This window comes from Vibrio sp. Vb0598, assembly GCF_033338935.1.
In the GTDB taxonomy this organism is placed as follows: Bacteria; Pseudomonadota; Gammaproteobacteria; order Enterobacterales; family Vibrionaceae; genus Vibrio; species Vibrio alginolyticus.
In genome coordinates this window covers 38,406-64,447 of sequence record NZ_JAWOTP010000013.1, presented here as the reverse complement: position 1 = coordinate 64,447, position 26,042 = coordinate 38,406, and the positions used below count along the sequence as shown (strand labels likewise).

Below are 26,042 nucleotides of genomic sequence, written 5' to 3'. Positions count from 1 at the left end.
GCGCAAAGTTTGCGTTTCGACAAATACTGCTTGCCGTATTTTTGTTATTCGTAGACTTCTGCACAGGCCCATCGCGTTTGCGTATGGGGAAGAACTGTTTGAGTGAATGCTCTGAACTCATTGCACAGTTAAATAGTGTGATGAACTGAGTACATTCTTTTAATAGATTGTTAAGAAAGTCGCTATCTTTAACAAGCGAATTGGTATAATGAACAGATAATTATATCAGTATTTTTGTTTCGTCATTGTTAAAGTTAGCCCCGTCTATCTAATAAAGATAGCAGTCAACCTTTTGGTAGCGTTAGCTATCCCTAGGAAATAACATGAAAATATTCATCATGCGTCACGGTGAAGCCGAGCATTTTGCAGATTCAGACGCAGCACGACAATTGACCCCAAGAGGCAGAGTCGAATCAGAAGCGGTTGCTAGAGCCTGTAAAGAACAGGGTTTTGCGCAATTCGATAAAGTGTTGGTGAGTCCGTACATTAGAGCTCAACAAACTTGGCAAGAGATCAGTGCGTATTTCTCTGCAAAAAGCATTGAAACTTGTGAAGATATTACACCTTATGGCCAGTCCGAGCATGTCTTCGATTTCGCAAGTGCGTTAATCGAAGTCGAACAATTGGACTCGCTTTTGTTCGTATCGCATTTGCCTTTGGTCGGTTATCTGACTTCAGAGTTTGTAAAAGACATGACACCTCCGATGTTTCCTACATCAGGCCTAGTGTGCATTGAATATGATTTACAAACACAAAATGGTGAAGTGCTATGGCATATTACGCCATAAGTGTCTAAACCAAAATAAGCGTTTGCAAATTAGAGACAGAATAAGAAAGGCAGGAGATCCCTGCCTTTTCGTTTCATCGTGTCTACGGTAAGCCTGTTACTTTTCAGGAATTGAAAGCAACACTAACAACGCACCATCACCACCAAATTCTAGTGGCGCTTGGTGAAAAGCCATAACGTCAGGATGCTGTGCTAACCAAAGTGGGGCTTTCTGTTTCAGGATGTGTTTCCCAATACCATGTTGCACACACGCACAATGAATCTCGTTTTTGATGCAATAGGCTATCATCGCACCAAGCTCGCGTTTTGCTTCTTGCTGTGTCATGCCGTGCATATCGAGGAACACGTCCGGTACATACACGCCACGACGTAGACGTTTGACTTCATAAGTGGAGACGTCGTCACGTGCATAACGAGTTGGACCTTCATCGTTTAATAGAGGGACAAACTCATCTGAAAAGTAAAATTCAGAGTCACTCGCTTCACGGTTGGAGCGCTTGATTTCTTTTTGCTTAGTATTTTTTTTTGGTTGCTGGATTATGGTATCCTGTCGCAACTTTTTTACGCCCTGTACTGCTTCCTGAAACAAGGCGAAATCGTCATCGTTCTCGGTGTCTTTTTTGCTCATTAGGTAAACAATTTCATTAATAAACTTTATTGGCAGTATTGTAGCGCTTTTCGGAGGCAATTTTGGATAAGATTTTTGTAGAAGAAGCGGTATCGGAACTGCATACCCTTCAAGATATGATTCGTTGGACGGTAAGCCGCTTTAATGCAGCGAACCTGTTTTACGGTCATGGTACTGATAATGCGTGGGATGAAGCTGTTCAGCTTATCCTGCCAACCTTATACTTGCCGATTGATGTGCCTCCGCACGTATTGAACTCTCGCCTAACGACAAGCGAGCGTCTGCGTATTGTTGAGCGCGTAGTAAAACGCATCAACGAGCGTACGCCAACAGCATACCTAACAAACAAAGCATGGTTCTGCGGTCTTGAGTTCTTCGTTGATGAGCGTGTACTTGTGCCACGCTCTCCTATCGGCGAATTGATTCAAGCGGAATTCCAACCTTGGTTGGTGGAAGAACCTACGCGCATCATGGACCTATGTACGGGTTCTGGTTGTATTGCGATTGCTTGTGCGCACGCTTTCCCTGAAGCAGAAGTGGATGCGATCGACATCTCTACAGATGCTCTACAAGTGGCTGAGCAAAACGTACAAGATCACGGCATGGAGCAGCAAGTGTTCCCAATTCGCTCTGATTTGTTCCGTGATCTTCCAAAAGAGAAATACAATCTAATCGTGTCCAACCCACCATATGTGGATGAAGAAGACATGAACAGCCTGCCAGATGAGTTCACGCATGAGCCTGAGCTTGGGCTAGCTGCGGGTACGGATGGTCTAAAACTAGTGCGTCGTATTCTTGCTAACGCGCCAGATTATCTAACAGATAACGGCATTCTTATTTGTGAAGTCGGAAACTCAATGATTCATATGATGGAACAGTACCCAGAGATTCCATTTACTTGGATTGAGTTCGAGAACGGCGGTCATGGCGTATTTATGCTAACGCGTGACCAGCTGGTTGAGTGTGCAGAAGAGTTTAAACTGTACAAAGACTAATAGAGTCTTGCACTAAACATTAAAACACCGAGCTTTATGCTCGGTGTTTTTTTATGCATACCTCGCCGATATTAACTCTTTACATCAAAACGTAATAAAGCCACTATGAATCCACGAAGAATTGGAAAGCAGCTATGCTCTGTTTTGAGAGAGCGTGGCGATAAAAAACTTGAGGAAGTAATGGCAGGAAACAGTATCGGACAACATTTCCGAGTGACGACATTCGGGGAAAGTCACGGTATCGCACTGGGATGTATCGTAGACGGATGTCCTCCGGGGTTGGAAATTACAGAAGCAGATCTACAAATCGATCTCGACCGCCGTCGTCCAGGCACATCACGTTACACCACACAACGTCGTGAACCGGATGAAGTTAAAATTCTTTCTGGCGTTTTTGAAGGCAAAACCACGGGCACATCGATCGGTTTGCTAATTGAAAACACCGATCAGCGCTCAAAAGACTACTCTGACATCAAAGATAAGTTCAGACCGGGTCATGCTGATTACACTTACCACCAAAAATATGGCATCCGCGACTATCGCGGTGGCGGCCGTTCTTCAGCTCGTGAAACCGCAATGCGTGTGGCTGCTGGTGCAATCGCGAAGAAATACTTAAAAGATGAGTTTGGTGTTGAGATTCGTGCTTACTTGTCACAAATGGGTGATGTATCTATCGACAAGGTAGATTGGAGCGAAATCGAGAACAATGCATTCTTCTGCCCTGATGCTGACAAAGTAGAAGCATTTGACCAACTTATCCGTGACCTGAAAAAAGAAGGCGACTCTATTGGCGCAAAAATCCAGGTTGTGGCAACTAACGTGCCTGTTGGTCTTGGGGAACCCGTATTTGACCGTTTGGATGCAGACATCGCGCACGCACTAATGAGCATCAACGCGGTGAAAGGCGTGGAAATCGGAGACGGTTTCGAGGTGGTAAACCAAAAAGGCAGTCAGCACCGTGATACGCTTGCTCCTGAAGGTTTTGGTAGTAATCATGCGGGTGGCATTCTTGGTGGTATCTCGACTGGTCAAGACATTGTCGCAAACATTGCACTTAAGCCAACATCAAGTATCACTGTGCCGGGTGAGACCATCACAAAAGAAGGTGAACCAACTCAGTTGATCACCAAAGGTCGTCATGACCCATGTGTGGGTATTCGTGCTGTGCCTATCGCAGAAGCGATGCTGGCTATTGTGGTGATGGATCATTTACTACGCCACCGTGGTCAAAACCATGGCGTAACAACTGAAACACCGAAGATTTAAGAGCTTTGTGTCATTCCAGCGAGCTATAGCGAGACTAGGAATCTAATTTCAGCGCGATGAAAAGAGAAAGAAACATCTCTGACAACAGAGTGCTCGGATAATAGATCCTGAATCATGCTCCTTCGTCGCTGTTCAGGATGACTGAATATAAAATTATGCCACTCACTGAATCGCGGGTGGCACAATTTTATCAGGCAACCTTTTTTGTTTAAGTAGTTTTTGCTTAATGAATCGAGCCTTCGGTTTCCAAATGAAAAGAAGGCAGACGCCACTTAAAGCGTACCGCAGCCATACGCAACATGTAACCAGTAACCAGTGTAATAATAGTGGCAGTGACATCGGGAACATTGAATTCTAATAGCGCTAAGTACATTCCTGATGCGATAAGAGCGACAGAAGCGTAAAGCTCTTCATGCAGTACCAATGGTGTTTGGCGACAGATCAAGTCGCGAAGTAGCCCACCGAATACACCAGTTACTAACGCTGAAACCATACAAATACCAGGGTGCAAGCCCATGCCCATCGCAATTTTTGTTCCGATGATACTAAACACGATTAAACCTAATGCATCGAGGCGAATGAACAGGCCTTTTAGCTTAATCACCCATTTCGCTAAACCTGTTGTTAGCACACCTGCAACACACGTAATTGCAAGGAACTCTGGGTTTTTTACCCAACCAAGAGGGTAGTGGCCTAATAGAATGTCACGTACGGTGCCACCACCAATGGCCGTTGCGCTGGCCACCAACATAACACCAAACCAGTCCATCTTTCTTCTACCAGCACTTAACGCACCTGTCATGGCTTCAGCCGTGATACCAATGATATACAACACACTTAGCAACATAGGGAAACACTCAACGTAAAAAGTCACTACGTTCTACGAGAATCAGCGTAGGCGAAGTAACAACACTTACAAACGGTTCTATCTCTCTTAAAAAGTGATTAAAACCAGCAACATGCTTGTAATCAAACGGCTTAAAAATAGCGGTTTGAACGGCATCAAAATAAGGCGAGAGTGTAGTGGTAAATAAGTACGCTGACGAATGAGAAATTGTATGGAGAAAGCGACCTTCAGATAAATTCAACTAATAACCAAAAATGTGGGGGTGCCTTTACCTCATAGCTAAAAACAGCGACAATATGCAGCGCATGTCAAACTGAAGTACAAACTCGACGATGACCCACGAATACCAAGACTTAATCACCATTTTTAATGACACCTTTTTAGAACAATTTAATACGAAATTAGAGTTAGGTGGTGATGAGCCTATTTATCTTCCTGCTGATGATGAACACCCTCATCATCGGATTATTTTTGCTCGGGGTTTTTACGCCTCTGCTTTACACGAGATTTCGCATTGGTGTGTGGCTGGTCCAGAGCGTCGTTTGCTGGAAGATTTTGGCTATTGGTATGAACCCGATGGGCGAACAGCAGAAGTTCAAGCGGAGTTTGAGAAAGTTGAAGTGCGACCTCAAGCTTATGAATGGATTCTGGCACAAAGCGCTGGCTTCCCTTTTACGGTGAGTTGTGACAATCTACACGGCGATTTTGAACCAGATAGGCTCGGCTTTATGAAAAAAGTGCATAAAGAAGTGCTAGGTATTTTGGACGTTGGCTTGCCTTTGCGAGTGAAAATGCTTTCTGATGCCCTGCGCGCATTTTATCAAACTAAGCCACTGGAAGCGTCGGACTTTTGCGTTAAATAACCACTAATAACCTCAGAGATACACCATGATTATTGAATTTGAAGAAAAACTACTGGAACTGATTGATGCTCGAATTGAAACAGCATCTGACGATGAATTGTTTGCTGGTGGTTATTTACGTGGTCACATCTCTTTATCCGCGGCGTCTTGTGAAGAAGAAGGGATTAGCGATATTACTGAGCTGAAGTCACGCATTGAGAGCAGCTTAGAAAATGCGCGTACCGAGTTAAGCCCGGCCGATCGCGTGATTGTCAGTGATTTGTGGCAAGAGCTCCAGGCTCAGGCTTAGTCCCTAAGCAGCGTTCTCCCTTTATTTAATCCTAGTCATTTACTACTTCGAAAAATTCGAACCTCTCCATAAAATTTTTGTGGTTGTAGCGAAACTGTTCAACTTTTATTCTGATCAGCATAAAACGTGAACAAAGGATTACAACCATGAAAATTGTCGCATTTGGTGCATCTACCAGCTCTACCTCAATCAACAAACTACTTGCTACATACGCAGCAAATCAAGTCGAAGGCGCTCAAGTGAATGTTCTAGACTTAAACGATTATCAAGCGCCAATGTTTAGCGAGGACAAAGAGAAAGAAATAGGTCAAGCTGAAGGGGCTGTCGCGTTTTTACGTGACTTGGCGGAGGCTGACGCTCTCGTTGTTTCCTTCGCAGAGCACAACGGTTCGTACCCAGCGGCCTATAAAAACTTGTTCGATTGGGCGACGCGCATTGAGCGTAATGTATTTCAAAACAAACCTGTCGTTTATTTAGCAACTTCCCCAGGTCCCGGTGGTGCACAAAGTGTTCTTGCGGCGGCGACAGGTTCTGCACAATTTTTTGGCGCGGATGTAAAGGCATCGTTATCTGTGCCGAGCTTCTACGAAAATTTTGACGTGGAATCGGGTAAGGTTGTAAACCCAGAAGTGGCAGAGCAAGTGAAACAGGCAGTTGCACTGCTGAAGTAATCTCAGTACGAGCGACTTAATGAGTTAGCGATTCCCGACACGTATCTGTGTCGGGAATTAAAACGAGAGAATACTCTTACAGCTCGGTAATGGCTTTGCCTTTTCTTAGTTTACGAACCCACATTCGACTTGGGTGAAGTTCGGTCAATACATCAACCGGTAATGGCAGCGGGTCCCCACAGATCTGGGAGGCCAACACTTCAGCTAATAATGGTGCAGAGCTCAGTCCACGAGATCCTAAACCTAAGAAGCAGAATAGGTTAGGGTACTGATGAATGGTTTCTACCTCTTCTGCTTTTTGATTTTGTAAGTTGGCATATTGCGTTTTGATCGTCTCAAAGTCACCCACATTTCCGACAAATGGTAAGTGATCTCGGCTAACACAACGAATACCTTGGCGAGATTGATTACCAGTGATATCTACCTCTTTTGCCCATGTTTGATTCGGTACACATTTCACTAGCTTTTCCGCATTATCTTTTTGGGCGTTTTCATCAAATTCGTAGTCAAGGTGACTGCGGTCGTAGCTTGCACCGATACACAAGTGTTGATTACTTGGGTTAACAGGTGTCATGTAACCGTCGTAACACAACACCGTTTTCAGCTGACTCAGCGTTTCGGTTGCTGGCGCATGACTGACTTGTCCTTTCACTTGTCCCATTGGTAGGGAAGCGGTTTGACTCAATGTCTGGAACTCATGGCCGTTCGCAATTACAACCGTTGAGTGCTCAAATGTTTGACCACTCGCCGTTAGTAGCCAGAGCTGACGCTTTTCATCCCAATCTAATGCCTCAATAAGATGTTCAAACTTCGTTGAGAGTAACGACGTCTTCTCCAATTGTTTAATTAACCCGCGAGTTAACTCGGCAGGGCACAGCCACCCTCCCATTGGGTAGTGCACAGACGCCATATCAATAGGTAACCCGATAGTGTTCGCAGTTTCCTCGGCGGACAGCTTTTGAATGAGCTCTGGAGTGAAGTTACCCGCAAGCATTTTCTCCAGTTTGTCTGTGGATTTGTCATCCCACATCAACTGAGTTACGCCACACCAGTCATGACCAAAATCGATCCCTTGTGCTGCTTGTTCAACAAACTGACGTGCGAACAAAAATGCAGGAGCAAACACTCGTGAAACACCCGTGTGCGGGCCATTAAGCAGCGGATAAACGGCTCCTTGTCGATTGCCTGAAGCTCCTTTGGCTGGTTGTTTGTCTTTACAGTAAAGGGTGACGTTTTGGCCACGACGAACTAACGTTTTCGCTAACGCCGCGCTGGCTATACCACCACCAATGATGGCAATCGAATCAAGATTGCTAGATGCTGTGCGATTGAACCAAGGGAGATGGTTCGACTGCTTTTCACGTTGCTCCATAGAGCCGGCGATCATTTCTCGCTTAGTGCCGAAACCTTTCACCTTTTTCATTGTAAAGCCAGCTTCGTTCAAACCACGACGTACAAAGCCTGCTGCGGTAAACGTGGCAACTGTACAATCTTGCTTGGCTAGCTTTGCCATGTTGTTGAACAGGCCTTGGTTCCACATCTCTGGGTTTTTGCTTGGCGCGAATCCATCTAAGAACCAAGCATCAATCAAACCTTGTTCGTTGTATGGGACTTGCGGCATGCAGTCTTTAATGTCACCAAACCAAAGGTCGAGTGTGATTGCACCGTCTTCTAAAACAATGCGATGACACTCCGGCACAGCGGCAGGGTAGTGCTTTTGTAACTTTTCCGCGTACTCAGCTAGCTCAGGCCAAGCTTCATGCGCCTTCTTTAAATCGGCTTTGCTTAATGGGTATTTTTCAAAGCTAATAAAATGCAGCTCTTTCAATGTTGCGTCCGGATGCTGACGACGAAACTCACTAAACCACTGGCATACTGCTAAGAAGTTTAATCCCGTGCCAAATCCTGTTTCACCAATGACAAAACGTCTTTGGTCAAATTCCTGCCATCTTTCTGGGAGATGATTTTGTTTTAAGAAAACGTAGCGTGTCTCTTCAAGACCGTTTACGTTAGAGAAGTAAACATCATCAAATTGGTCTGAAACCGGAGTACCAGCTTCGTTCCAACCAAGTTCTGCGTTTTTTATTGAAGTCATAATGGTGCAAATTTGTGATTTGGCGCGGTAAGAATGGGGCGATTGTACGAATTTATGGGAAAGCTGACCACTTTTGTTGACTATCTTAGTTATCATCTAGCGGATTTTTGAATTATAGGAATGTCATAATGAAACGAGTCGTAATCACCGGTATGGGTATTGTTTCAAGTATCGGTAACAACGTCGAAGAAGTTCTAGCGTCTCTTAAAGCGGGCAAATCTGGCATCACTGCATCTGAGCAGTTCAAAGAACACGGTCTTCGTTCGCAAGTATGGGGTGACCTAAAAATCAACCCGGCGGAACACATCGACCGTAAGCAGATGCGCTTTATGGGTGATGCGGCTGCTTATGCATACCTATCAATGGAGCAGGCAATCGCAGACGCTGGTCTTACAGAAGAGCAGGTTTCAAACGATCGTACCGGTATCGTTGCAGGTTCTGGCGGTGCTTCTGCATACAATCAAACGGTAGCGACAGACACGATGCGCGCCAAAGGCGTAAAGCGAGTTGGTCCTTACATGGTTCCTCGTACTATGTCTTCTACTGTTTCTGCTTGTCTTGCTACGCCATTTAAGATTCGTGGCGTGAACTACTCAATGAGCTCTGCATGTGCAACATCTGCACACTGTATCGGCCATGCTATGGAGCTTATTCAACTAGGCAAACAAGATATTGTTTTTGCTGGTGGCGGCGAAGAGTTAGATTGGTCTCAAACTATGATGTTTGATGCGATGGGCGCACTGTCAACCAAATACAATGACACGCCAGACAAAGCATCTCGTACATACGATGCAGACCGTGACGGTTTTGTTATCTCGGGCGGCGGCGGCATGCTGGTTATTGAAGAACTAGAGCACGCACTGGCACGTGGTGCGAAAATCTACGGTGAAATCGTAGGTTACGGTGCGACATCAGATGGCTACGACATGGTAGCGCCATCAGGTGAAGGCGCAATTCGTTGTATGAAGATGGCGATGCAAGACGTTGATGGCGTGGATTACATCAACACGCACGGCACATCGACACCAGTTGGTGACGTGAAAGAGCTTGGTGCTATCCAACAATTGTTTGGTGAGGACAGCCCTGCAATCTCTGCAACAAAAGCAATGACTGGCCACGCACTCGGCGCAGCGGGCGTGCACGAAGCAATTTACTCAACACTTATGCTAGACAAAAACTTCATTGCTCCAAGCATCAATATTTCAAACTTGGACGAAGCAGCACAAGGTCTGGACATCGTGACAGAAGCACGTGATGCAGAGCTAACGACCGTAATGTCAAACAGCTTTGGCTTTGGCGGCACAAACGCAACTTTGGTTATTAAAAAGTACCAAGGTTAACTGAATTTGTTGGCGCCTTGCGAGAGTACTGTAAACGCCAACAATCCAGTTTCCAGAGCTTGATCAGTCACACTGATCGAACAGACGCAGACTCTATCCCATGGAGAGCGGGATAGGATCCTTTTGTTCTGGAACTTTGCCCGGCTATTTAGCCGGGCTTTTTCTTTTCTCTGTTTCTGCTTTTCTCTAGGCTTCCCGTCAATCGATTCTATAGGAGTTACCTCCTTGAGGTTTATTGGTGTTATATCTTGAGATTTTTCGGGAAAAGGGCACAATCGCTTTAGTTTCGCATCTTGCGAATAAACGAACTCTTACAAATGGATGTTAGAACGCTGGCGCTATGAAAATTATTGTTGATGAAAATATGCCGTATGCTGAAGAACTATTCAGCCAACTCGGTAACGTAATTCTAAAACCAGGTCGTACACTGACCGCCGATGATTTAGTGGATGTTGATGCCCTAATGATTCGCTCAGTCACCAAAGTGAATGCTGACCTGATCAGCAAAGCAAACAAGCTGAAGTTTGTTGGTACGGCCACGGCAGGCATGGATCATGTTGACCAAGCACTCTTAAAAGAGAAAGGCATTTTCTTCACTGCGGCGCCAGGGTGTAACAAAGTGGGTGTGGCGGAATACGCGTTCAGCGTGATGATGGTGCTCGCTCAGCAACAAGGTTTCTCGGTATTTGACAAGACGGTAGGTATTATTGGTGCAGGCCAAGTAGGTAGCTACCTAGAGAAATGTTTGAAAGGCATGGGTATTAAAGTTCTCATCAATGACCCATTCAAACAAGAGGCTGGTGATCCTCGTAGCTTTACTCCGTTGACAGAACTGATTGAAAGCTCAGACATCATTACACTACATACGCCAATCACCAAAGATGGCCCATACCCAACGCATCATTTGATTGATGAGAAGATATTAAATGGTCTCCGCAGCGATCAAATTTTGATTAACGCGGCTCGAGGTCCCATCGTTGACAACGCTGCTTTGAAACAACGTCTTTTGAAAAATGATGGCTTTACAGCGGCACTCGACGTATTTGAATTTGAACCAGAGGTTGATATGGAGCTTCTGCCTCTGCTAGCATTCGCAACCCCTCACGTTGCAGGCTACGGCTTGGAAGGGAAAGCTCGCGGTACAACGATGATTTTCAACAGCTACTGTGAGTTCTTAAATAACGAATTACGTGCGCATGCCAGCGATTTACTGCCAACCGCGCCTGTTCCTACTATGGTATTGGACAGAGCTTGGGACGAAGCAACACTGCATAACATCACGCAGTTAATCTATGATGTGCGTAGAGATGACGCTCTTTTCCGCCGTGAAATCAGTAAGCCAGGCGCTTTTGACCTGATGCGTAAAAACTACTGGGATCGCCGTGAATACAGCGCTGTCACGCTAGTGGGTAACAAAACATGTAACCTTGCTCCATTAGCAGAACTAGGTTTTCAGATTGAGGTAAGTCAATGAGCCAGCAATATAATGTTGCCATTTTAGGTGCGACCGGTGCGGTCGGTGAAACAATTTTGGATGTGCTTCAAGAGCGCAAATTCCCAGTAGGCGAAATCTTCCTACTCGCGAGTGAGCGCAGCGAAGGCAAGACTTACCGCTTCAATGGTAAAACGGTACGCGTTCAAAACGTAGAAGAGTTCGATTGGTCTCAAGCGCATATTGCACTGTTTTCTGCTGGTGGTGAGCTATCAGCCAAGTGGGCTCCAATTGCCGCTGATGAAGGCGTGATTGTTATCGACAATACATCACACTTCCGTTACGAGTACGACATTCCTCTTGTTGTGCCTGAAGTAAACCCAGAAGCGATTGCAGAGTTTCGTAACCGTAACATCATCGCGAACCCGAACTGTTCAACCATCCAAATGCTGGTGGCACTAAAACCAATTCACGATACGGTGGGTATTGAGCGTATTAACGTATCAACTTACCAATCGGTGTCTGGTGCAGGCAAAGCGGGTATCGATGAGCTAGCAGGTCAAACGGCGAAGCTGCTAAACGGTCTGCCTGCAGACAAGAAGCAATTTTCTCAACAGATCGCGTTTAACTGTATTCCACAAATCGATCAGATGATGGAAAACGGCTACACCAAAGAAGAAATGAAAATGGTGTGGGAAACACAGAAGATCTTTAACGATCCATCAATCACAGTCAATCCAACGTGTGTACGTGTTCCTGTATTCTACGGTCACGCAGAAGCACTTCACATTGAGACTCGTTCACCTATCGATGCACAAGAAGTCGTTAACTTGCTTGAACAAACTGACGGTATCGAAGTGTTCCACGGTGAAGACTTCCCTACACAAGTTCGCGATGCGGGCGGTAAGGACCATGTAATGGTTGGTCGTATCCGTAACGATATCAGCCATCATAGCGGCGTAAACCTGTGGGTTGTTGCTGATAACGTGCGTAAAGGCGCGGCAACTAACGCGGTGCAAATCGCAGAAGTTCTGATCCGCGATTACTACTAAGTCGCTTACAGTTCATTTCAAAGCCTCGCACAGTGCGAGGCTTTTTTGTACGAACGAAACAAAATAGTGTGAGATTAGTACGAATATGGCGAGAGCCACACATTTTTTATTCTCAACGCTATAGTTTTGCATGCGATATCCGATATATTTAACCGATCACCATTTCAAATTGTATCTAGCACAAAACTGAGCCTTCTATGCGTCAAAATTATAAGCGTTTGTTAGCAGCCCTTGTGTTGATGAGCGCGACTCAGACATCATCAGTGGTTCAAGCCGAAGGAATTCGTCTTGTTGGACCGTCTGGTGAAGTGCAATCATCTCCGAGCTATGCTGAAGATATTGAGCGAGCATTACCTGCTCCTCCTGCGAATACTCAACCGTCACGTTTCTTTGGTCCGACTGGTGAAAATCAAACACTATGGTCGATCGCTTCAGAATTACGACCTTCACGCGGTGTTACCGTTCAACAAACGCTTCTTGCCATTTACCGAATTAACCCTCAAGCGTTTGAGAACCAAAACATTCATGAATTGATCCCAGGGAGTCGGCTACGAGTACCTTCTCTAGAGCAAGTGCAAAGCGCGACCACAGCGCAAGCTGTTGCGATTATGAAGGCGCATGAAGCTAAGTTAAAACAGCCGAAGCCGATAAATAGAGCGACGCCAGCACAACGAGTCACCGAGCAACCAAAGCCACAAATTAAAGTAGAACCCAAGCCTGCGGCTAAGCCAGAGACAGTGGCTGCAACGGAGCCAAAACCAACTCCGAAAACAATACCCGTCATCCCTGCGCCACCAGTAATCACCTCTCCGCAGGGAGAAAAGCAGGTCAGTGCGCTAAAGGACAAACTTCAAGGCTCACAAAGTGAATTAGAGTCATTAGAAGAGAAGAACCATCGTCTTCGATTGATGCTGTCAGAAGTGCAAAGCGAAGTCGAAACTTTGAAAAGCGAACTGAATGACGAAGAACGCATTCGCTCAGAAGTCGAGAAACTGCTTGCTGAAGAGCGCCAGCGCCTTGCTGAACAACAACGCATGCAACCAAGCACCATGGACAAAATTTTGTCGAATGGTTGGCTTGTTGGTCTTGCGGCATTAATTCCTGGTGCTTTGCTCGCCTTGCTAGTCGTTATGCTGCTTGGTCGACGCTCTAAAGCGAGAGAAGAAGCGGCTGCACAGGAACAGCAAAACGTTGATCCTCTTGCGGCGCCAATCGGTTTAGCGGCGGCGGATGAGCTGGATGAAGAGCTCACGCTTGATGATGAATTGTTTGCAGATGAAGATATCAACGCACAGTCTTTACAAGAAGAGAAGTCAGATTTAGAAGAAGACGTCTTTGCTAACCTCGACGATGAAGAACTGGATTTCAATCTGGAAGGGGACGATGACCCATTTGCAGATATTGGCGATGACGGCGACCTAGATGTTGGTCTGGATGAGTTTGAGTCATCGAACAATGGTATCCAAGTCAACGGCGAAGAAAAAGCGCTTGGTTTAGAAGAAATGGAGCGAGCCTTAGATGAGGTTGCTCCAGAACTAGAAGTGCTCGATGACGATGAGTCTGGCTTCGATCTTTCGGATGATACGAATGAGAAATCAGACTCACTTTCAGACGACGCATTTGCCGAGTTACTTGCAGCCGATGAGCCGTCAGAAGAGTTACCAAGTGACACTGTCGACCAGGATATGCTTGATGACTTGTTTGCTGAACTTGGCAACGATGACTTCGATTTAGATACTGATGAGCCTGAGTTAAAACAGCCCGTTTCGGATGATGACTTTAGTGTAGGAGAGGCATCTGACGACGATATCGATAAGCTATTGGCCCAGTATGAACAACCGGCTAGTGAATCGGAAGTTCGAGAAGCTGACGCCAATGAAGGTCCTGTTCTAGATGAAAACAGTACAGAGCTACTCGATGAACTCATTGATTTTGATGAAGATGACACAGACGAGTTTGATCCACTAAACGAGCTAGAAGCAATCTCTGGTTTTGAAGGTGATGACTCGATCGAAGAGTTAGACGCAGATAGCACAGACTTACTGGACGAACTCATTGATGATGTTACCTCTGAACTTGATGAAGAGACTGAAGCTGATTTAGATCCGTTTGATGATCTGATTCGAGAGGACGAGAGCCCAGAGCAGAATAAATCGGAAGAGGAAGAGTTACTGAAATCACTTGGTTTTGGTGAGCCAGACGCCGACGAAAAGCCATCTCCCGTAGTTGGGTCAGAACAAACTCATGAAGATCAGGACATTGAGTCTGGGTTGGACATCGACGCTTTATTAAGTGAAAGCCAGCCAGACACGCAACAAGCTGTAGAAGATCAACCATTAACCGAGCCAGAGGCTGCCTCAGAGCCATTTAGCAGCGATGAATTTCTTGGTGATTTAGAGGACCTCTCACCAGAGAATGATCCTTTAATGAGCGAGCTAGACGACCTATTTGAGTCAGACAGTGAAGAACTTCTGCCAACAGAACAAGAAAAAGCGGATTTTTCTGCTGAACTTGACGCTCTATTTGATAGTGAAGACGATTTACCGCAGCAAGTTGAAAAAACACAAACGGAGATAGAGGAAGCTTCATCACTACAACAAGAGGCTACCGATACTGATTCAACACAAGAACCATCCGTGGAGTCCGATGCTGAGGTACAGCCTCACGTTGAGCAAGAGGAAGACATTCCAGCCTTCACGCCGACACCAAATACAATAGAAAATGAATTCGGTGTTCCACAAGAAGAAGATTGGCTACTGGATGAACCTGAATTGGAGCCGGAAACTGAGTCGACCAACGATTCAGAAGATGAATTCAATTTTGACGAGCTAGATCTTCCAGAATTCAGCGAAGAAGATGCTCTAGCATCTATGGCTGGCGAACCTGCGTTAGAAACGTCCGAGTCCGTTGAGTCAGAACAAGTTGAAGCAGGCTTACCAACTAAATCAGAAGAAGAATTCAATTTTGACGAGCTGGATCTTCCTGAGTTTAGTGAAGAAGACGCATTGGCGTCTATGGCGGATGAGCCGGAGTTAGAAACGTCCGAGTCCGTTAAACCAGAGCAAGTCGAAGCTGATTTACCAACCGAGTCCGAAGAAGAGTTCAATTTTGATGAGCTGGATCTTCCTGAGTTTAGTGAAGAAGACGCATTGGCGTCTATGACGGATGAGCCGGAGTTAGAAACGTCCGAGTCCGTTGAACCAGAACAAGTTGAAGCCGACTTGCCAACTGAATCAGAAGATGAATTCAATTTTGATGAGCTAGATCTTCCTGAGTTTAGTGAAGAAGACGCATTGGCGTCTATGGCGGATGAGCCGGAGTTAGAAACGTCCGAGTCCGTTGAGCCAGAACAGGTTGAAGCCGACTTGCCAGCTGAATCAGAAGATGAATTCAATTTTGATGAGCTGGATCTTCCTGAGTTTAGTGAAGAAGACGCATTGGCGTCTATGGCTGGCGAACCTGCGTTAGAAACGTCCGAGTCCGTTGAGCCAGAACAGGTTGAAGCCGACTTGCCAGCTGAGTCCGAAGAAGAGTTCAATTTTGATGAGCTCGATTTGCCAGAGTTCAGCGAAGAAGATGCCTTGGCGTCGATGGAAGAAGAGCCAGAATTACCGAGCTCTGAGACTGCAGATATAGAACCAATCTCCGGTGAGGATGATGAGTTAAGTTTTGACGACGAAGATCTTCCAGAGTTCAATGAGGAAGATGTTCTCGCGTCAATGAACGAGGGTGCGTCAGAGAGCCCTAAGGTTGAAGCAGAGACATCGAGACCAGCTATTCAAGCCGATAACGATCATGATGCTTTGTTTGAAGTATTTGCGCAGCAAAACGGCTTTGATACTGACCCAGAAGTGCAGCCAACAGCGACAGAGGGTGAGCCGCTCAGTAATTTGGATGATGAATCATCAATGGCTAACCTTCTTGCGGAAGACGCAAACTCAGAAGTATTTGAAGGTAAACTAGACAGTGACACCATCGCAAGTGCAGGTATGGATTTTGAAACCATGCTTGATGTTGGAGATGATTGGGATGGCTTTAAACCCGCTGCTGATAACGTAAGTTCTACTGAAGAAGTGCCTGAGGACCAGCGTGATGTTTGGAATTCGAGTGATGCACTAAGTCAGCCAGAGATCGCGCAAGAAAACTGGGCAGAGCAAAGCGACTTGGATGACCTCGACCCGAAGAAAAATCAATTTATGACGATTGATGAATTGATGGCTCAGGTCGACAGAGAAGGTGGTGAGTTCGAAGAAGAAGACCTTAAGCTCGATGTCGGATTGAACGAGTTTCCAGATGTTATCGGCGAGATCGGCGATATTGACGTAGATAACAATGCTGAAGCGGCTGGGAAACTGGATTTGGCTAAAATCTATCTCGAGATGAACGATTCTCAAGGGGCGATTAAACTACTAGAAGAGGCGATTGTTTACGGTGAGGATGATATTCGCCGCGAAGCAAAAAGCCTGATTGACGCCATTAATGGCCGATAAACCGAAACAAAAGGGTAGCGTTTGCTACCCTTTTTGTGTCCCGTTAGTAGGATGCTACCTTTATGTCACCCTTGGTGAAACTGGCAACTTGAGGTGACTTGAGTATATACTTCCCGCCCCATTTTAGAGTTCGAAGGTTAAGATGAGAATCGCATTAGGTATCGAGTACAACGGTACAAACTACTTTGGTTGGCAGCGCCAAAGAGAAGTGAAAAGTGTCCAAGAAGAGCTAGAGAAAGCATTGTCCGTCGTCGCTAATCACCCAGTTGAAGTTCAGTGTGCTGGTCGGACAGACGCAGGCGTGCATGGCACGGGACAAGTTGTGCACTTTGATACCAACGTTACTCGAAAAATGGTAGCTTGGACCATGGGCGCAAACGCGAACATGCCGAGCGATATAGCGGTTCGTTGGGCTCAAGAAGTTTCAGATGATTTCCATGCAAGATTCTCAGCGACAGCGCGCCGTTATCGTTACATTATTTTCAATCATGCTTTACGTCCAGGCATCTTAAACTCGGGGGTTAGTCACTATCATGGTGAGCTCGACGAGAAAAAAATGCATGAAGCAGGGCAGTTCCTACTCGGCGAAAATGATTTTACGTCGTTTCGCGCGGCGCATTGTCAGTCTCGCAGTCCATTTCGAAACTTGATGCATCTGAACGTTACGCGCCATGGGAACTATGTGGTTATTGATATTAAAGCCAATGCGTTTGTGCATCATATGGTTCGTAATATCACAGGTAGCTTGATAAAAGTTGGACGTGGCGAAGAGAGTCCTGAATGGATCAAGTGGTTATTAGAAGCCAAAGATCGCAAACTAGCGGGTGCGACAGCGAAAGCGGAAGGTCTGTACCTGGTAGATGTAGACTACCCAGAAGAGTTTGGGTTACCTGAAGTGCCGATCGGTCCACTGTTTTTACCAGATAATTTGAACTAATTTTACAAACTTATTTCAAAATATCGGTAGTGTTTACATTGAATGTGAACGGAAAACATACGCTATTTACGATATCAAAAATAGGTACAACCAGTTTTTTATCTACAGTAGCTGCAAGATATGGTTTAATCCGTCGGTATTATGTCGAATTTATATCTTTCGCAATGAAGCGGAAGAGTTGAGAGAAAAGGTCTTCCATGAGTTGGCTTGAAAAGATTTTAGAGAAAAGCAATCTAGTAAGTTCACGCAAAGCTTCTATCCCAGAAGGCGTGTGGACTAAATGTACCTCTTGTGAACAGGTTTTATACCATGCAGAGCTAGAGCGTAACTTAGAAGTTTGTCCAAAGTGTAACCATCACATGCGTATGAAAGCGCGTCGTCGTTTGGAAACATTTTTAGATGAAGGTAATCGAGTTGAATTAGGTTCTGAACTTGAGCCACAGGATAAACTGAAATTTAAAGATTCTAAGCGATACAAAGAGCGTATCTCTGCTGCACAAAAAAACAGCGGCGAGAAAGATGCGCTAGTTGTTATGCAGGGTGAATTGCTTGGTCTGCCGCTTGTGGCGTGTGCGTTTGAATTCTCCTTTATGGGTGGTTCAATGGGTTCAGTCGTTGGTGCTCGCTTTGTGAAAGCCGTGGATGCAGCCATTGAAAATAACTGTGCGCTTGTTTGTTTCTCAGCAAGTGGTGGTGCTCGTATGCAAGAAGCATTAATGTCTCTTATGCAAATGGCAAAAACCAGTGCTGCGCTTGAGCGTTTATCAGAAAAGGGTCTGCCGTTTATTTCGGTTCTAACTGACCCTACAATGGGTGGTGTTTCAGCAAGTTTGGCTATGTTGGGTGATATCAACATCGGTGAACCTAAGGCCCTCATTGGCTTTGCTGGTCGTCGTGTAATCGAGCAAACTGTACGTGAAGATCTTCCTGAAGGTTTCCAGCGTAGTGAGTTCCTACTTGATCACGGTGCTATTGATATGATCGTTGACCGTCGTGAAATGCGTCAGCGTGTGGGTGGTCTTATCGCTAAGATGACTAACCACAAGTCTCCTTTGGTGGTTTCGGTTAACGAATCTCCAAATGAAGAGCCATATTCTGTACCAGAAGCGGACGAAAAAGGGTAAAGTATCAACTAACATAAAAACCAAAGAATTTAATGGTTAAAGTTAGATGACCCAAAACCCAATTCCTCAAGCCACATCTTCATTAGAGATGTGGCTTGATTATTTAGCAAATATTCATTCCTCAGCAATTGATCTAGGCTTAGACCGTGTCCAAGCGGTAGCAAACAAAGCCAATCTTACCAAACCAGCTCCAACCGTAATCACCGTTGCCGGAACCAATGGCAAAGGCTCAACGTGTGCGTTAATGGAAGCCATTTTACTTGATGCTGGCTATTCAGTCGGTGTTTATAGTTCTCCGCACCTGATTCGTTACAACGAGCGTGTACGCATTAATGGCGTTGACGTTGTAGATGCCAAGCACTGTGAAGCATTCGATTATGTAGAAAAGCAGCGTGGTGATGTTAGCCTTAGCCTCTTTGAATTCGGTACGCTTGCTGCGCTACGTATTTTCCAAGTAGAGAAAGTTGACGTTGTCTTACTTGAAGTAGGACTTGGCGGCCGTCTGGACGCCACTAACGTTGTTGACCATGATGTTTCTGTTATTACGAGCTTAGCGATCGATCATGTGGATTGGCTTGGTGATGACATCAATGTTATTGGTTTTGAAAAAGCGGGCATTTACCGTTCAGGGAAGCCAGCAATTTGTGGTCAACCGACGCCACCAGCGACCGTGGCGGCTCATGCTGACGATATTGGTTCTGAGTTCTTCCAAGTAGGTATTCAGTACGATTACCAACTAACTGATAATGGTTGGAAATGGAGCAGTGGGGCATTTGAGTTAGAGGATTTACCAATCCCATCGCTACCATTACAAAATGCAGCAACTGCACTGATGGCACTAGGGGCTTCGGAATTGCAAATCACTGACATAAATATTGTCAATGGCTTGAATAATGCTCGTTTGGCGGGGCGTATGCAGGTACTGCATCACGAACCTGAAATAGTCCTTGATGTCGCTCATAACCCGCACTCTGCTGAGTATTTGGTAGAGAGAGTGAAGCAACAATATCTGGGTAAGAATATCCATATTGTGGTTGCAATGCTGCATGACAAGGACATTAAAGCAACTATTGAAGCTCTAACTCCAGTTGCAACACAATGGTATCCAGCGTCGCTTACTGGACCGAGAGCGGCGACCGCTGATGAATTGTGCCAATACTTACCTGATGGGCAAGTTCATTTTGAAACCCCTGTTGACGCCTTCGAGAGTGCGAGAAGCCACGCAAAGACGGGAGACGTTATTCTGGTGGTTGGCTCATTCCATACCGTCGGAGAGGTATTGGAACATTGGCAATCAAATAATAAATAAGTAAAGGTATTTTGATGGCAAGTAAATTCCAAAGTCGTTTAGTCGGCACCATCATTCTAGTCGCAGTCGGAGTCATTGTTCTTCCCGATGTGCTAGATGGTAAGAAACTGCACTACAAAGAAGAATTTGCCAGTATTCCTATCAAACCAGAACTTGATAGTGATGTGGAAAACTTCGAAATATTAGAGCCAGTGGAAGACGACATTACGTTACCGGATTCTCCGGTTGAAGCTGTAGTGCAAGAACGTGAGGATGCTCAAGTAGCCGTTTCTGAGCCCGAGCCAGTGCCAACATCTAAACCTGAGGTCATCAAACAACCAGAGCAAGTTGAGGTCGTCACTCGTCCTGTTCAAGAGAAAAATCAATATGAAGATTCAGCTTGGATCATTCAGTTGATGGCACTTAAGAATCACGAAAATGCTGTCGCGCTTGTCGCGGATTTGCAAAAGCGTGGTTATCAAGCTCACACAAAGAAAGAAAACGAGTTTACGAGAGTGATTGTTGGCCCTGATGTGTCAAAAAGTAAACTTGAACGACAAGTTCAAGAATTACAAAAAATTACAGGTTCAAAAGGTCAATTGCTTAAATTTAAGCCATTAAATCCATAAGAAAACGTTTGCGTCAGCATTTTTTCTGTTAAAATGCGCGCCAACTTAAGATGAAGAAAAGATGAATTGGATAGATTTTATCATTTTAGGTGTGATCGGATTTTCAGCTCTGATCAGTTTAGTTCGCGGTTTTGCTAAAGAAGCTTTGTCTTTGGTGATTTGGTTCGGAGCGTTTTTTATCTCCAGTAATTACTATGCCAAATTAGCGGTGTACTTCACCAACATCGAAGATGATATGTTTCGTAACGGAGCGGCGATTGCGGCGTTATTTGTCGCAACCTTGGTAGTTGGTGCAGTGGTGAATTACGTCATTGGTCAACTGGTACAAAAAACAGGGCTATCAGGTACGGACCGAATTCTCGGGATTGTATTTGGTGGTCTACGCGGAGTCTTAATTGTTTCTGCGGTGCTGTTTTTTATGGATGCGTTTACTGCATTCCCAAGCTCGGATTGGTGGAAAGATTCACAGTTGATCCCTGAGTTCAGCCGTATCATCGCCCCATTCTTCGAGCATTTACAAGCAACATCAAGTTTTCTGTCTGGCACTATCTAGTAGTGCCAGCTACTGTCGCAAATCGAGGATTAGGACATGTGTGGTATTGTTGGAATCGTGGGCACAACGCCTGTAAACCAGTCTATTTATGACGCGTTAACGGTGTTACAGCATCGTGGCCAAGATGCCGCTGGTATTTGTACCATAGAAAGCAATCGTTTTCGTCTACGTAAGGCGAACGGTTTAGTCAAGGATGTATTTGAAGCAAGACACATGCAACGCCTGCAAGGCGAGGTCGGAATTGGTCATGTTCGTTACCCTACAGCAGGCAGTTCAAGCGCTTCAGAAGCTCAACCTTTCTACGTAAACTCTCCTTTCGGTATTACACTTGCCCACAACGGTAACTTGACTAACGCTAACGAAGTTCGTCAGAAGCTGTTTGAAAAAGATCGCCGTCATATCAATACCACTTCAGACTCTGAAGTATTACTAAATGTACTGGCGCACGAAATTGACTCAGTAAAAGGAAATGTCACGACCGAAGACGTATTCCGCGCAGTCACCAATGTTCATCGCACAATTCGCGGTGCTTATGCTGTGACCGCCATGATCATTGGTCATGGTATGATTGCATTTCGTGACCCACACGGTATTCGCCCGCTCTGTTTAGGTAAGCGTGAAGTTAACGGCAGAGCAGAGTACATGGTTGCGTCTGAATCGGTGGCATTGGATGCGGTCGGTTTTGATTTCGTCCGTGATGTTGCACCTGGTGAAGCGATTTACGCAACGTTTGACGGTGAGCTTTACACGAAGCAGTGTGCAGATAATCCTAAGCTGAACCCTTGTATTTTCGAGTTCGTGTACTTTGCTCGTCCAGATTCGTTCATCGATAAAATTTCGGTATACAGTGCTCGCGTTGAAATGGGTAAAAAGCTGGGCGAACGTATTCGTGAAGATTACGCAAACCTTGATATCGATGTTGTCATTCCTATCCCTGAAACGTCTTGCGACATTGCACTGCAAATCGCTCAAGCGATCGATATCCCTTATCGCCAGGGTTTCGTGAAAAACCGTTATGTTGGACGTACGTTTATCATGCCTGGCCAGCAACAACGTAAGAAATCAGTACGTCGCAAGTTGAATGCTATTCGTTCGGAATTCAAAGGTAAGAATGTGTTGCTGGTGGATGACTCTATTGTTCGAGGTACAACGTCAGAGCAGATTATTGAGATGGCTCGTGATTCTGGTGCCAAGAAAGTGTACATGGTCTCAGCGGCTCCTGAAGTTCGTTTCCCGAACGTATACGGCATTGATATGCCAAGTGCTACAGAGCTTATTGCCCATGGCCGTGACAACGATACAATTTGTAAGCAGATTGGTGCCGATGCGCTTATTTATCAACGTCTAGAAGATTTGGTAGAGGCGGTAGGTCTTGGAAACCAAGATATTACTCAGTTCGATACATCCGTGTTTAACGGCGAATACGTAACGGGTGATATTGACCAACAATACCTAGATTTTTTAGATGGTCTTCGTAATGATGATGCGAAAACACAACTTGAAATCCAACAGGATTTAGCAAATCTAGAGCTTCATAACGAAGGCGCATAGGATGCGCTTTCTTAAGTCGTAAAAAAACCAGAGCTTTGGCTCTGGTTTTTTGTTTTCGCTATCTAGTTAGTGAATGTTATAAGCGATCACAAAGTCAATAAAGAGGCGAACTTTCTCTGGCAGGTGGTCTTTGTGGTTGTAAAGCATATAAATGTCGCGCGGGTTTGCACTCCAATCTGGCAGTATGCGTACCAAATCGCCGCTCTCGATGTACTCTTTGATCATGACATCTGGCATTAGTGTGATGCCTAAACCTTCGGAACAAGCACTGCGCACCACATTGAGCGCGTTTGCTTGAAAACGACCACGATCAACATTCACCACAGACTCGCCTTTGCTATTAATTAAGGTCCACTTAATAAGCGGGTACCCTTTTAGCAATGAATGGTTAGAGAGCTCTTCTGCATGATGTGGCGCAGGATTCGAGGTTAGATAGTCAGGGCTTGCAACGAGAATATCCTTCACTTCGCCAATCTTACGCGCGATGAGGCTAGAGTCGCGTTGAGGTCCCACTCGAAAAATTACATCCCATTCAGTAGGGTCAAGCTTGTCCGCATTATTCTCTGTCGTTAGCTCAATGTTGATGTCCGGGTACTGCTTCATAAAGCTGTTGAACATCGGCATCATCATTCGTTTAGTTAAGTTGTAAGGCGCGGATATCTTAATCTTGCCGGATGCTCCTCGGCAGTCGTCAGTGATTTCCTCTGCTGCGGTTGTTAGCCTTTGTAGTAAAGGAGAGCACTCATGGTAAAAACGTTCCCCTGCTTCAGTGAGCGAAAGTTTGCGAGCATGACGGTTCAATAGTCGAAGATTGACAGAGTCTTCTAGCGCTTGAATGCGTCGGGTGATGGTCGCAACCGGGATCATGGTTTTTCGCGAAGTTGCGGTGTAGCTCCCATTTTCGACAACCAGTCGAAACAGGTTTAAGTCATCTAATTTCATATTTCCAGACACATTAAATTACCGATTACGGTTAATTTATAATTAACTTTGTGATCAAAGCTTGCTTTAAGTCAACATGTTGCATCATTTGAACACAGCAACCCTGTTTGAGTAAATACTGTTATACGCCGTAATATTTGTATTAATGCAGTTTCCGAGCTAAGTTTTATAACAAGGCAAAGCGGCCTCAGGTCTTGCTGTGACACGTTTTGCTGGAAGTAAACACAACAAAAATAATGACTTAATAATAAATCTGTTTTTTTGACTGAGCTTTGTGAGGGATAAAGGTATGTTTAAGACTCACAGTCAAACGGCAATGGTCTCGGCACAGGAAGTGATTAATCAAAAACTAATAATGTTGGTGGACGATGATCCAATATTTCGTAAAGTAACCAATGCCTATTTAGAAAGTCAGGGTTTTAAAGTAGTAGAAGCAGAAAACGGCCTAGAAGCGCTTCAACAACTCAGGGAATGCCAACCCGATCTTATCTTATGTGATTTATCGATGCCGGTCTTAGATGGTATCGAGTTCGTCGAAGAAGTTAGTCTCGAATACCCATATATGCCGCTTATCGTGGTATCAGGCACGGATGAAATGTCCGATGTCGCGAAAGCGTTGCGATTTGGTATTAAAGATTTTCTTCCTAAACCGATAGGTAATTATGAGCACCTATCTCAGGCGATAGAGAATACGCTAGAAGATACCGATAGCCACTTCTCAGAACAACGTGACTTTTCAAGTCAGTGGTTCAGGGTTGATGATGGTGGTGAAATCCCAGATGAACAAGAGCTGTATTGGCATCTGGAATATTTACAACAGAATCCGAGTGCGGCAAGAGATTTACTGCAAGCGCTATTGCCAGAGAAGGATGCTGCTCAGGGAGATTGGCGCTGCTCGTACCGTTTATTGCAATCGACGGATGTGATGCCCTTGGTTTTCGATTATCGTTGGTTAATGAATGGTCAATTTGCGTTTTATCTCGTTGATTCTGCTTCCCAAGCTAATGATGGAGTTGCGACGACATTGCTCGTTAGGGCATTGTTTGACGACTATCTCCGTAACTTGAAAAGTTTCAGTGCTGATCTTAAGGACATGGTAGGGATCATTGAAAAAGGAATTGAGTGTTCGGAGTGTGCGGGTGCAGTCAATGCTGTGTTTGGTGTCGCCGACCTCGCTTCATCCTCGGTCTCTATATTGCCTGCGGGTTTAGATAGCCATTGGTCTGACGGAAATATGAATCAACACATCGCAGCAGGTAACCGTTTAGGGGGAGGAAGTATGAAAAACTTCATCACCCGCGATTTACCGCTTAGTGTTGCAGGACAGTTGTCTATCGGGTGTTTAGGTTCTTCAAGTTTTAGTTTAAGTATTACCCGGAAATCCCGACTAGTATAATTATGACTTGCAAACCAATAAGCAGCGTCCTTACGCTGCTTATTATCTTTTTAGAACCACCAAAACAACATACGTTTAGTTTAATAACCTTACTTTTTACTGGTGTTTAGATTTGGCTGTTTAATGTATAGTCAGCGCTTAAAACAATAATGACCCATTTGTGCAACGATAATTTAACGCTGTGCCTTGGGAGAAGCAAAGTCAACTAGTGAGAAGACACATCATGGCAGACAAAGATTTTAAAGAGCCTTATAATATTTTTTACTTTTTAGGTTTTATTGCAGTTCTTTTGATCCCAACACTTCCTGCAACGCTAACCTGGCTTCGTGTAATGAATGGTTACGCAGGCTTTTAATCTAGCTATTTTGTACCGGAGTTCACCATTCGTATTAAGCGTTACTTTTTCAATACTGTTGGTGGACTCTGTATTGTGCTCGGCATAGCCGGCATAGCCCTTCCACTTTTACCCACCACACCTTTTATTTTGCTTGCTAGCGCATGTTTTATGCGTGGTAGCCCCGCATTTCATCAATGGTTACATAACCACAAAACGTTTGGACCCATTCTCGACAATTGGCATAAGCATCGGGCTGTTACTTCAAAAGTAAAAAAGCGTGGTGCGATTTTTATTGCGTTTAGTTTCATGGTTTCAATCGTTGTTGTCCCCCTCGTTTGGGCAAAAATTGGTCTTTTAGTGATGCTAATCGTTTTACTCAGCTGGTTTATGCGTCTGCCTGTGATTGAGTTGGTTGCTGACCGAGAAGAAAATCACTAAGATTGTAGAGAATAGTGTGCCCGCTCTTCGAGTGGGCGTTTGTATTTTCAGCGCCTGTGACTTTTACGAAAATAAGCACATAGTGGTGAAAA

Annotated in this window: 23 protein-coding genes; 19 read left to right on the top strand and 4 right to left on the bottom strand. The window is 45.0% G+C overall.

Annotation, left to right across the window (positions count from 1 at the left end):
• Positions 1-323 precede the first annotated feature (323 nt).
• Positions 324-788 (top strand): phosphohistidine phosphatase SixA, encoded by a 465-nt coding sequence (gene sixA, locus R7Q38_RS14310; protein WP_005380537.1) that lies wholly within the window; start codon positions 324-326, stop codon positions 786-788.
• 96 nt (positions 789-884) lie between these two features.
• Here the strand turns inward: sixA and smrB are convergent, their stop codons facing one another.
• Positions 885-1,415, bottom strand: a complete 531-nt coding sequence (gene smrB / locus R7Q38_RS14305) for an endonuclease SmrB (RefSeq protein ID WP_005380539.1) — start codon at positions 1,413-1,415, stop codon at positions 885-887.
• A gap of 62 nt (positions 1,416-1,477) precedes the next feature.
• On the opposite strand from smrB, the gene prmB reads away from it, so the two are divergent.
• Both prmB and aroC read left to right on the top strand, forming a co-directional pair.
• Complete coding sequence (gene prmB, locus R7Q38_RS14300; RefSeq protein WP_005380541.1) at positions 1,478-2,410, top strand: 50S ribosomal protein L3 N(5)-glutamine methyltransferase; 933 nt, start codon at positions 1,478-1,480, stop codon at positions 2,408-2,410.
• Positions 2,411-2,590: 180 nt separating this feature from the next.
• Positions 2,591-3,676: a chorismate synthase gene (gene aroC, locus R7Q38_RS14295; protein WP_033907375.1), complete on the top strand. Its 1,086-nt coding sequence runs from the start codon at positions 2,591-2,593 to the stop codon at positions 3,674-3,676.
• 223 nt (positions 3,677-3,899) lie between these two features.
• Here the strand turns inward: aroC and R7Q38_RS14290 are convergent, their stop codons facing one another.
• Positions 3,900-4,523, bottom strand: a complete 624-nt coding sequence (locus R7Q38_RS14290) for a trimeric intracellular cation channel family protein (protein ID WP_005380544.1) — start codon at positions 4,521-4,523, stop codon at positions 3,900-3,902.
• Positions 4,524-4,855: 332 nt separating this feature from the next.
• Here R7Q38_RS14290 and R7Q38_RS14285 point away from each other — a divergent pair, with 332 nt between their 5' ends.
• From R7Q38_RS14285 to R7Q38_RS14275, 3 genes are all read left to right on the top strand, one after another.
• Positions 4,856-5,386, top strand: coding sequence for an elongation factor P hydroxylase (locus R7Q38_RS14285; protein ID WP_005380546.1), 531 nt, complete (start codon positions 4,856-4,858; stop codon positions 5,384-5,386).
• Between the two features lie 25 nt (positions 5,387-5,411).
• Positions 5,412-5,675, top strand: coding sequence for a YfcL family protein (locus tag R7Q38_RS14280; protein ID WP_017635933.1), 264 nt, complete (start codon positions 5,412-5,414; stop codon positions 5,673-5,675).
• Positions 5,676-5,821: 146 nt separating this feature from the next.
• Positions 5,822-6,346: an NADPH-dependent FMN reductase gene (locus tag R7Q38_RS14275; protein WP_005380552.1), complete on the top strand. Its 525-nt coding sequence runs from the start codon at positions 5,822-5,824 to the stop codon at positions 6,344-6,346.
• A 76-nt stretch (positions 6,347-6,422) separates the two neighbouring features.
• Here the strand turns inward: R7Q38_RS14275 and mnmC are convergent, their stop codons facing one another.
• Entirely contained in the window at positions 6,423-8,441 is a 2,019-nt protein-coding gene (gene mnmC / locus R7Q38_RS14270) for a bifunctional tRNA (5-methylaminomethyl-2-thiouridine)(34)-methyltransferase MnmD/FAD-dependent 5-carboxymethylaminomethyl-2-thiouridine(34) oxidoreductase MnmC (RefSeq protein WP_239938668.1), read from the bottom strand.
• A 128-nt stretch (positions 8,442-8,569) separates the two neighbouring features.
• On the opposite strand from mnmC, the gene fabB reads away from it, so the two are divergent.
• The 10 genes from fabB to purF all read left to right on the top strand — a co-directional run bounded on the left by fabB (position 8,570) and on the right by purF (position 22,837).
• Positions 8,570-9,781 carry a beta-ketoacyl-ACP synthase I gene (gene fabB, locus R7Q38_RS14265; protein ID WP_054729880.1) on the top strand — a complete coding sequence of 404 codons (1,212 nt, stop codon included), beginning with the start codon at positions 8,570-8,572 and terminating at the stop codon, positions 9,779-9,781.
• Between the two features lie 340 nt (positions 9,782-10,121).
• Positions 10,122-11,255, top strand: coding sequence for a 4-phosphoerythronate dehydrogenase (locus R7Q38_RS14260; RefSeq protein WP_054729882.1), 1,134 nt, complete (start codon positions 10,122-10,124; stop codon positions 11,253-11,255).
• Positions 11,252-12,265: an aspartate-semialdehyde dehydrogenase gene (locus R7Q38_RS14255; protein ID WP_239938666.1), complete on the top strand. Its 1,014-nt coding sequence runs from the start codon at positions 11,252-11,254 to the stop codon at positions 12,263-12,265. The genes R7Q38_RS14260 and R7Q38_RS14255 overlap by 4 nt, the downstream gene beginning before the upstream one ends.
• A 197-nt stretch (positions 12,266-12,462) precedes the next feature.
• Positions 12,463-16,755, top strand: a complete 4,293-nt coding sequence (locus tag R7Q38_RS14250) for a FimV/HubP family polar landmark protein (protein WP_239938664.1) — start codon at positions 12,463-12,465, stop codon at positions 16,753-16,755.
• A 142-nt stretch (positions 16,756-16,897) separates the two neighbouring features.
• Entirely contained in the window at positions 16,898-17,692 is a 795-nt protein-coding gene (gene truA, locus R7Q38_RS14245) for a tRNA pseudouridine(38-40) synthase TruA (RefSeq protein ID WP_025767185.1), read from the top strand.
• A gap of 197 nt (positions 17,693-17,889) precedes the next feature.
• Positions 17,890-18,816, top strand: a complete 927-nt coding sequence (accD, locus tag R7Q38_RS14240) for an acetyl-CoA carboxylase, carboxyltransferase subunit beta (RefSeq protein ID WP_005380583.1) — start codon at positions 17,890-17,892, stop codon at positions 18,814-18,816.
• A 46-nt stretch (positions 18,817-18,862) separates the two neighbouring features.
• The gene (gene folC, locus R7Q38_RS14235; RefSeq protein ID WP_171345866.1) at positions 18,863-20,125 is read left to right on the top strand and encodes a bifunctional tetrahydrofolate synthase/dihydrofolate synthase; all 1,263 of its coding nucleotides are present in this window, start codon (positions 18,863-18,865) and stop codon (positions 20,123-20,125) included.
• Positions 20,126-20,139: 14 nt separating this feature from the next.
• Entirely contained in the window at positions 20,140-20,733 is a 594-nt protein-coding gene (locus tag R7Q38_RS14230) for an SPOR domain-containing protein (protein WP_005380588.1), read from the top strand.
• A 61-nt stretch (positions 20,734-20,794) separates the two neighbouring features.
• A complete protein-coding gene (locus R7Q38_RS14225; protein ID WP_005380590.1) occupies positions 20,795-21,286 on the top strand; it encodes a CvpA family protein in 492 nt (163 codons plus the stop codon).
• A 36-nt stretch (positions 21,287-21,322) separates the two neighbouring features.
• Positions 21,323-22,837, top strand: coding sequence for an amidophosphoribosyltransferase (gene purF / locus R7Q38_RS14220; protein ID WP_005380592.1), 1,515 nt, complete (start codon positions 21,323-21,325; stop codon positions 22,835-22,837).
• A gap of 66 nt (positions 22,838-22,903) precedes the next feature.
• On the opposite strand, the gene R7Q38_RS14215 is transcribed toward purF, so the two are convergent.
• On the bottom strand, positions 22,904-23,779 hold the full coding sequence (locus R7Q38_RS14215) for a LysR family transcriptional regulator (RefSeq protein WP_005380599.1): 876 nt from the start codon (positions 23,777-23,779) through the stop codon (positions 22,904-22,906).
• Positions 23,780-24,068: 289 nt separating this feature from the next.
• Here R7Q38_RS14215 and R7Q38_RS14210 point away from each other — a divergent pair, with 289 nt between their 5' ends.
• From R7Q38_RS14210 to R7Q38_RS14200, 3 genes are all read left to right on the top strand, one after another.
• Positions 24,069-25,175, top strand: a complete 1,107-nt coding sequence (locus R7Q38_RS14210) for a response regulator (protein ID WP_203345859.1) — start codon at positions 24,069-24,071, stop codon at positions 25,173-25,175.
• A gap of 223 nt (positions 25,176-25,398) precedes the next feature.
• The gene (locus R7Q38_RS14205) at positions 25,399-25,530 is read left to right on the top strand and encodes a hypothetical protein (protein ID WP_005380608.1); all 132 of its coding nucleotides are present in this window, start codon (positions 25,399-25,401) and stop codon (positions 25,528-25,530) included.
• A gap of 33 nt (positions 25,531-25,563) precedes the next feature.
• Positions 25,564-25,950 carry a YbaN family protein gene (locus tag R7Q38_RS14200; RefSeq protein WP_411913403.1) on the top strand — a complete coding sequence of 129 codons (387 nt, stop codon included), beginning with the start codon at positions 25,564-25,566 and terminating at the stop codon, positions 25,948-25,950.
• Positions 25,951-26,042: the final 92 nt, after the last annotated feature.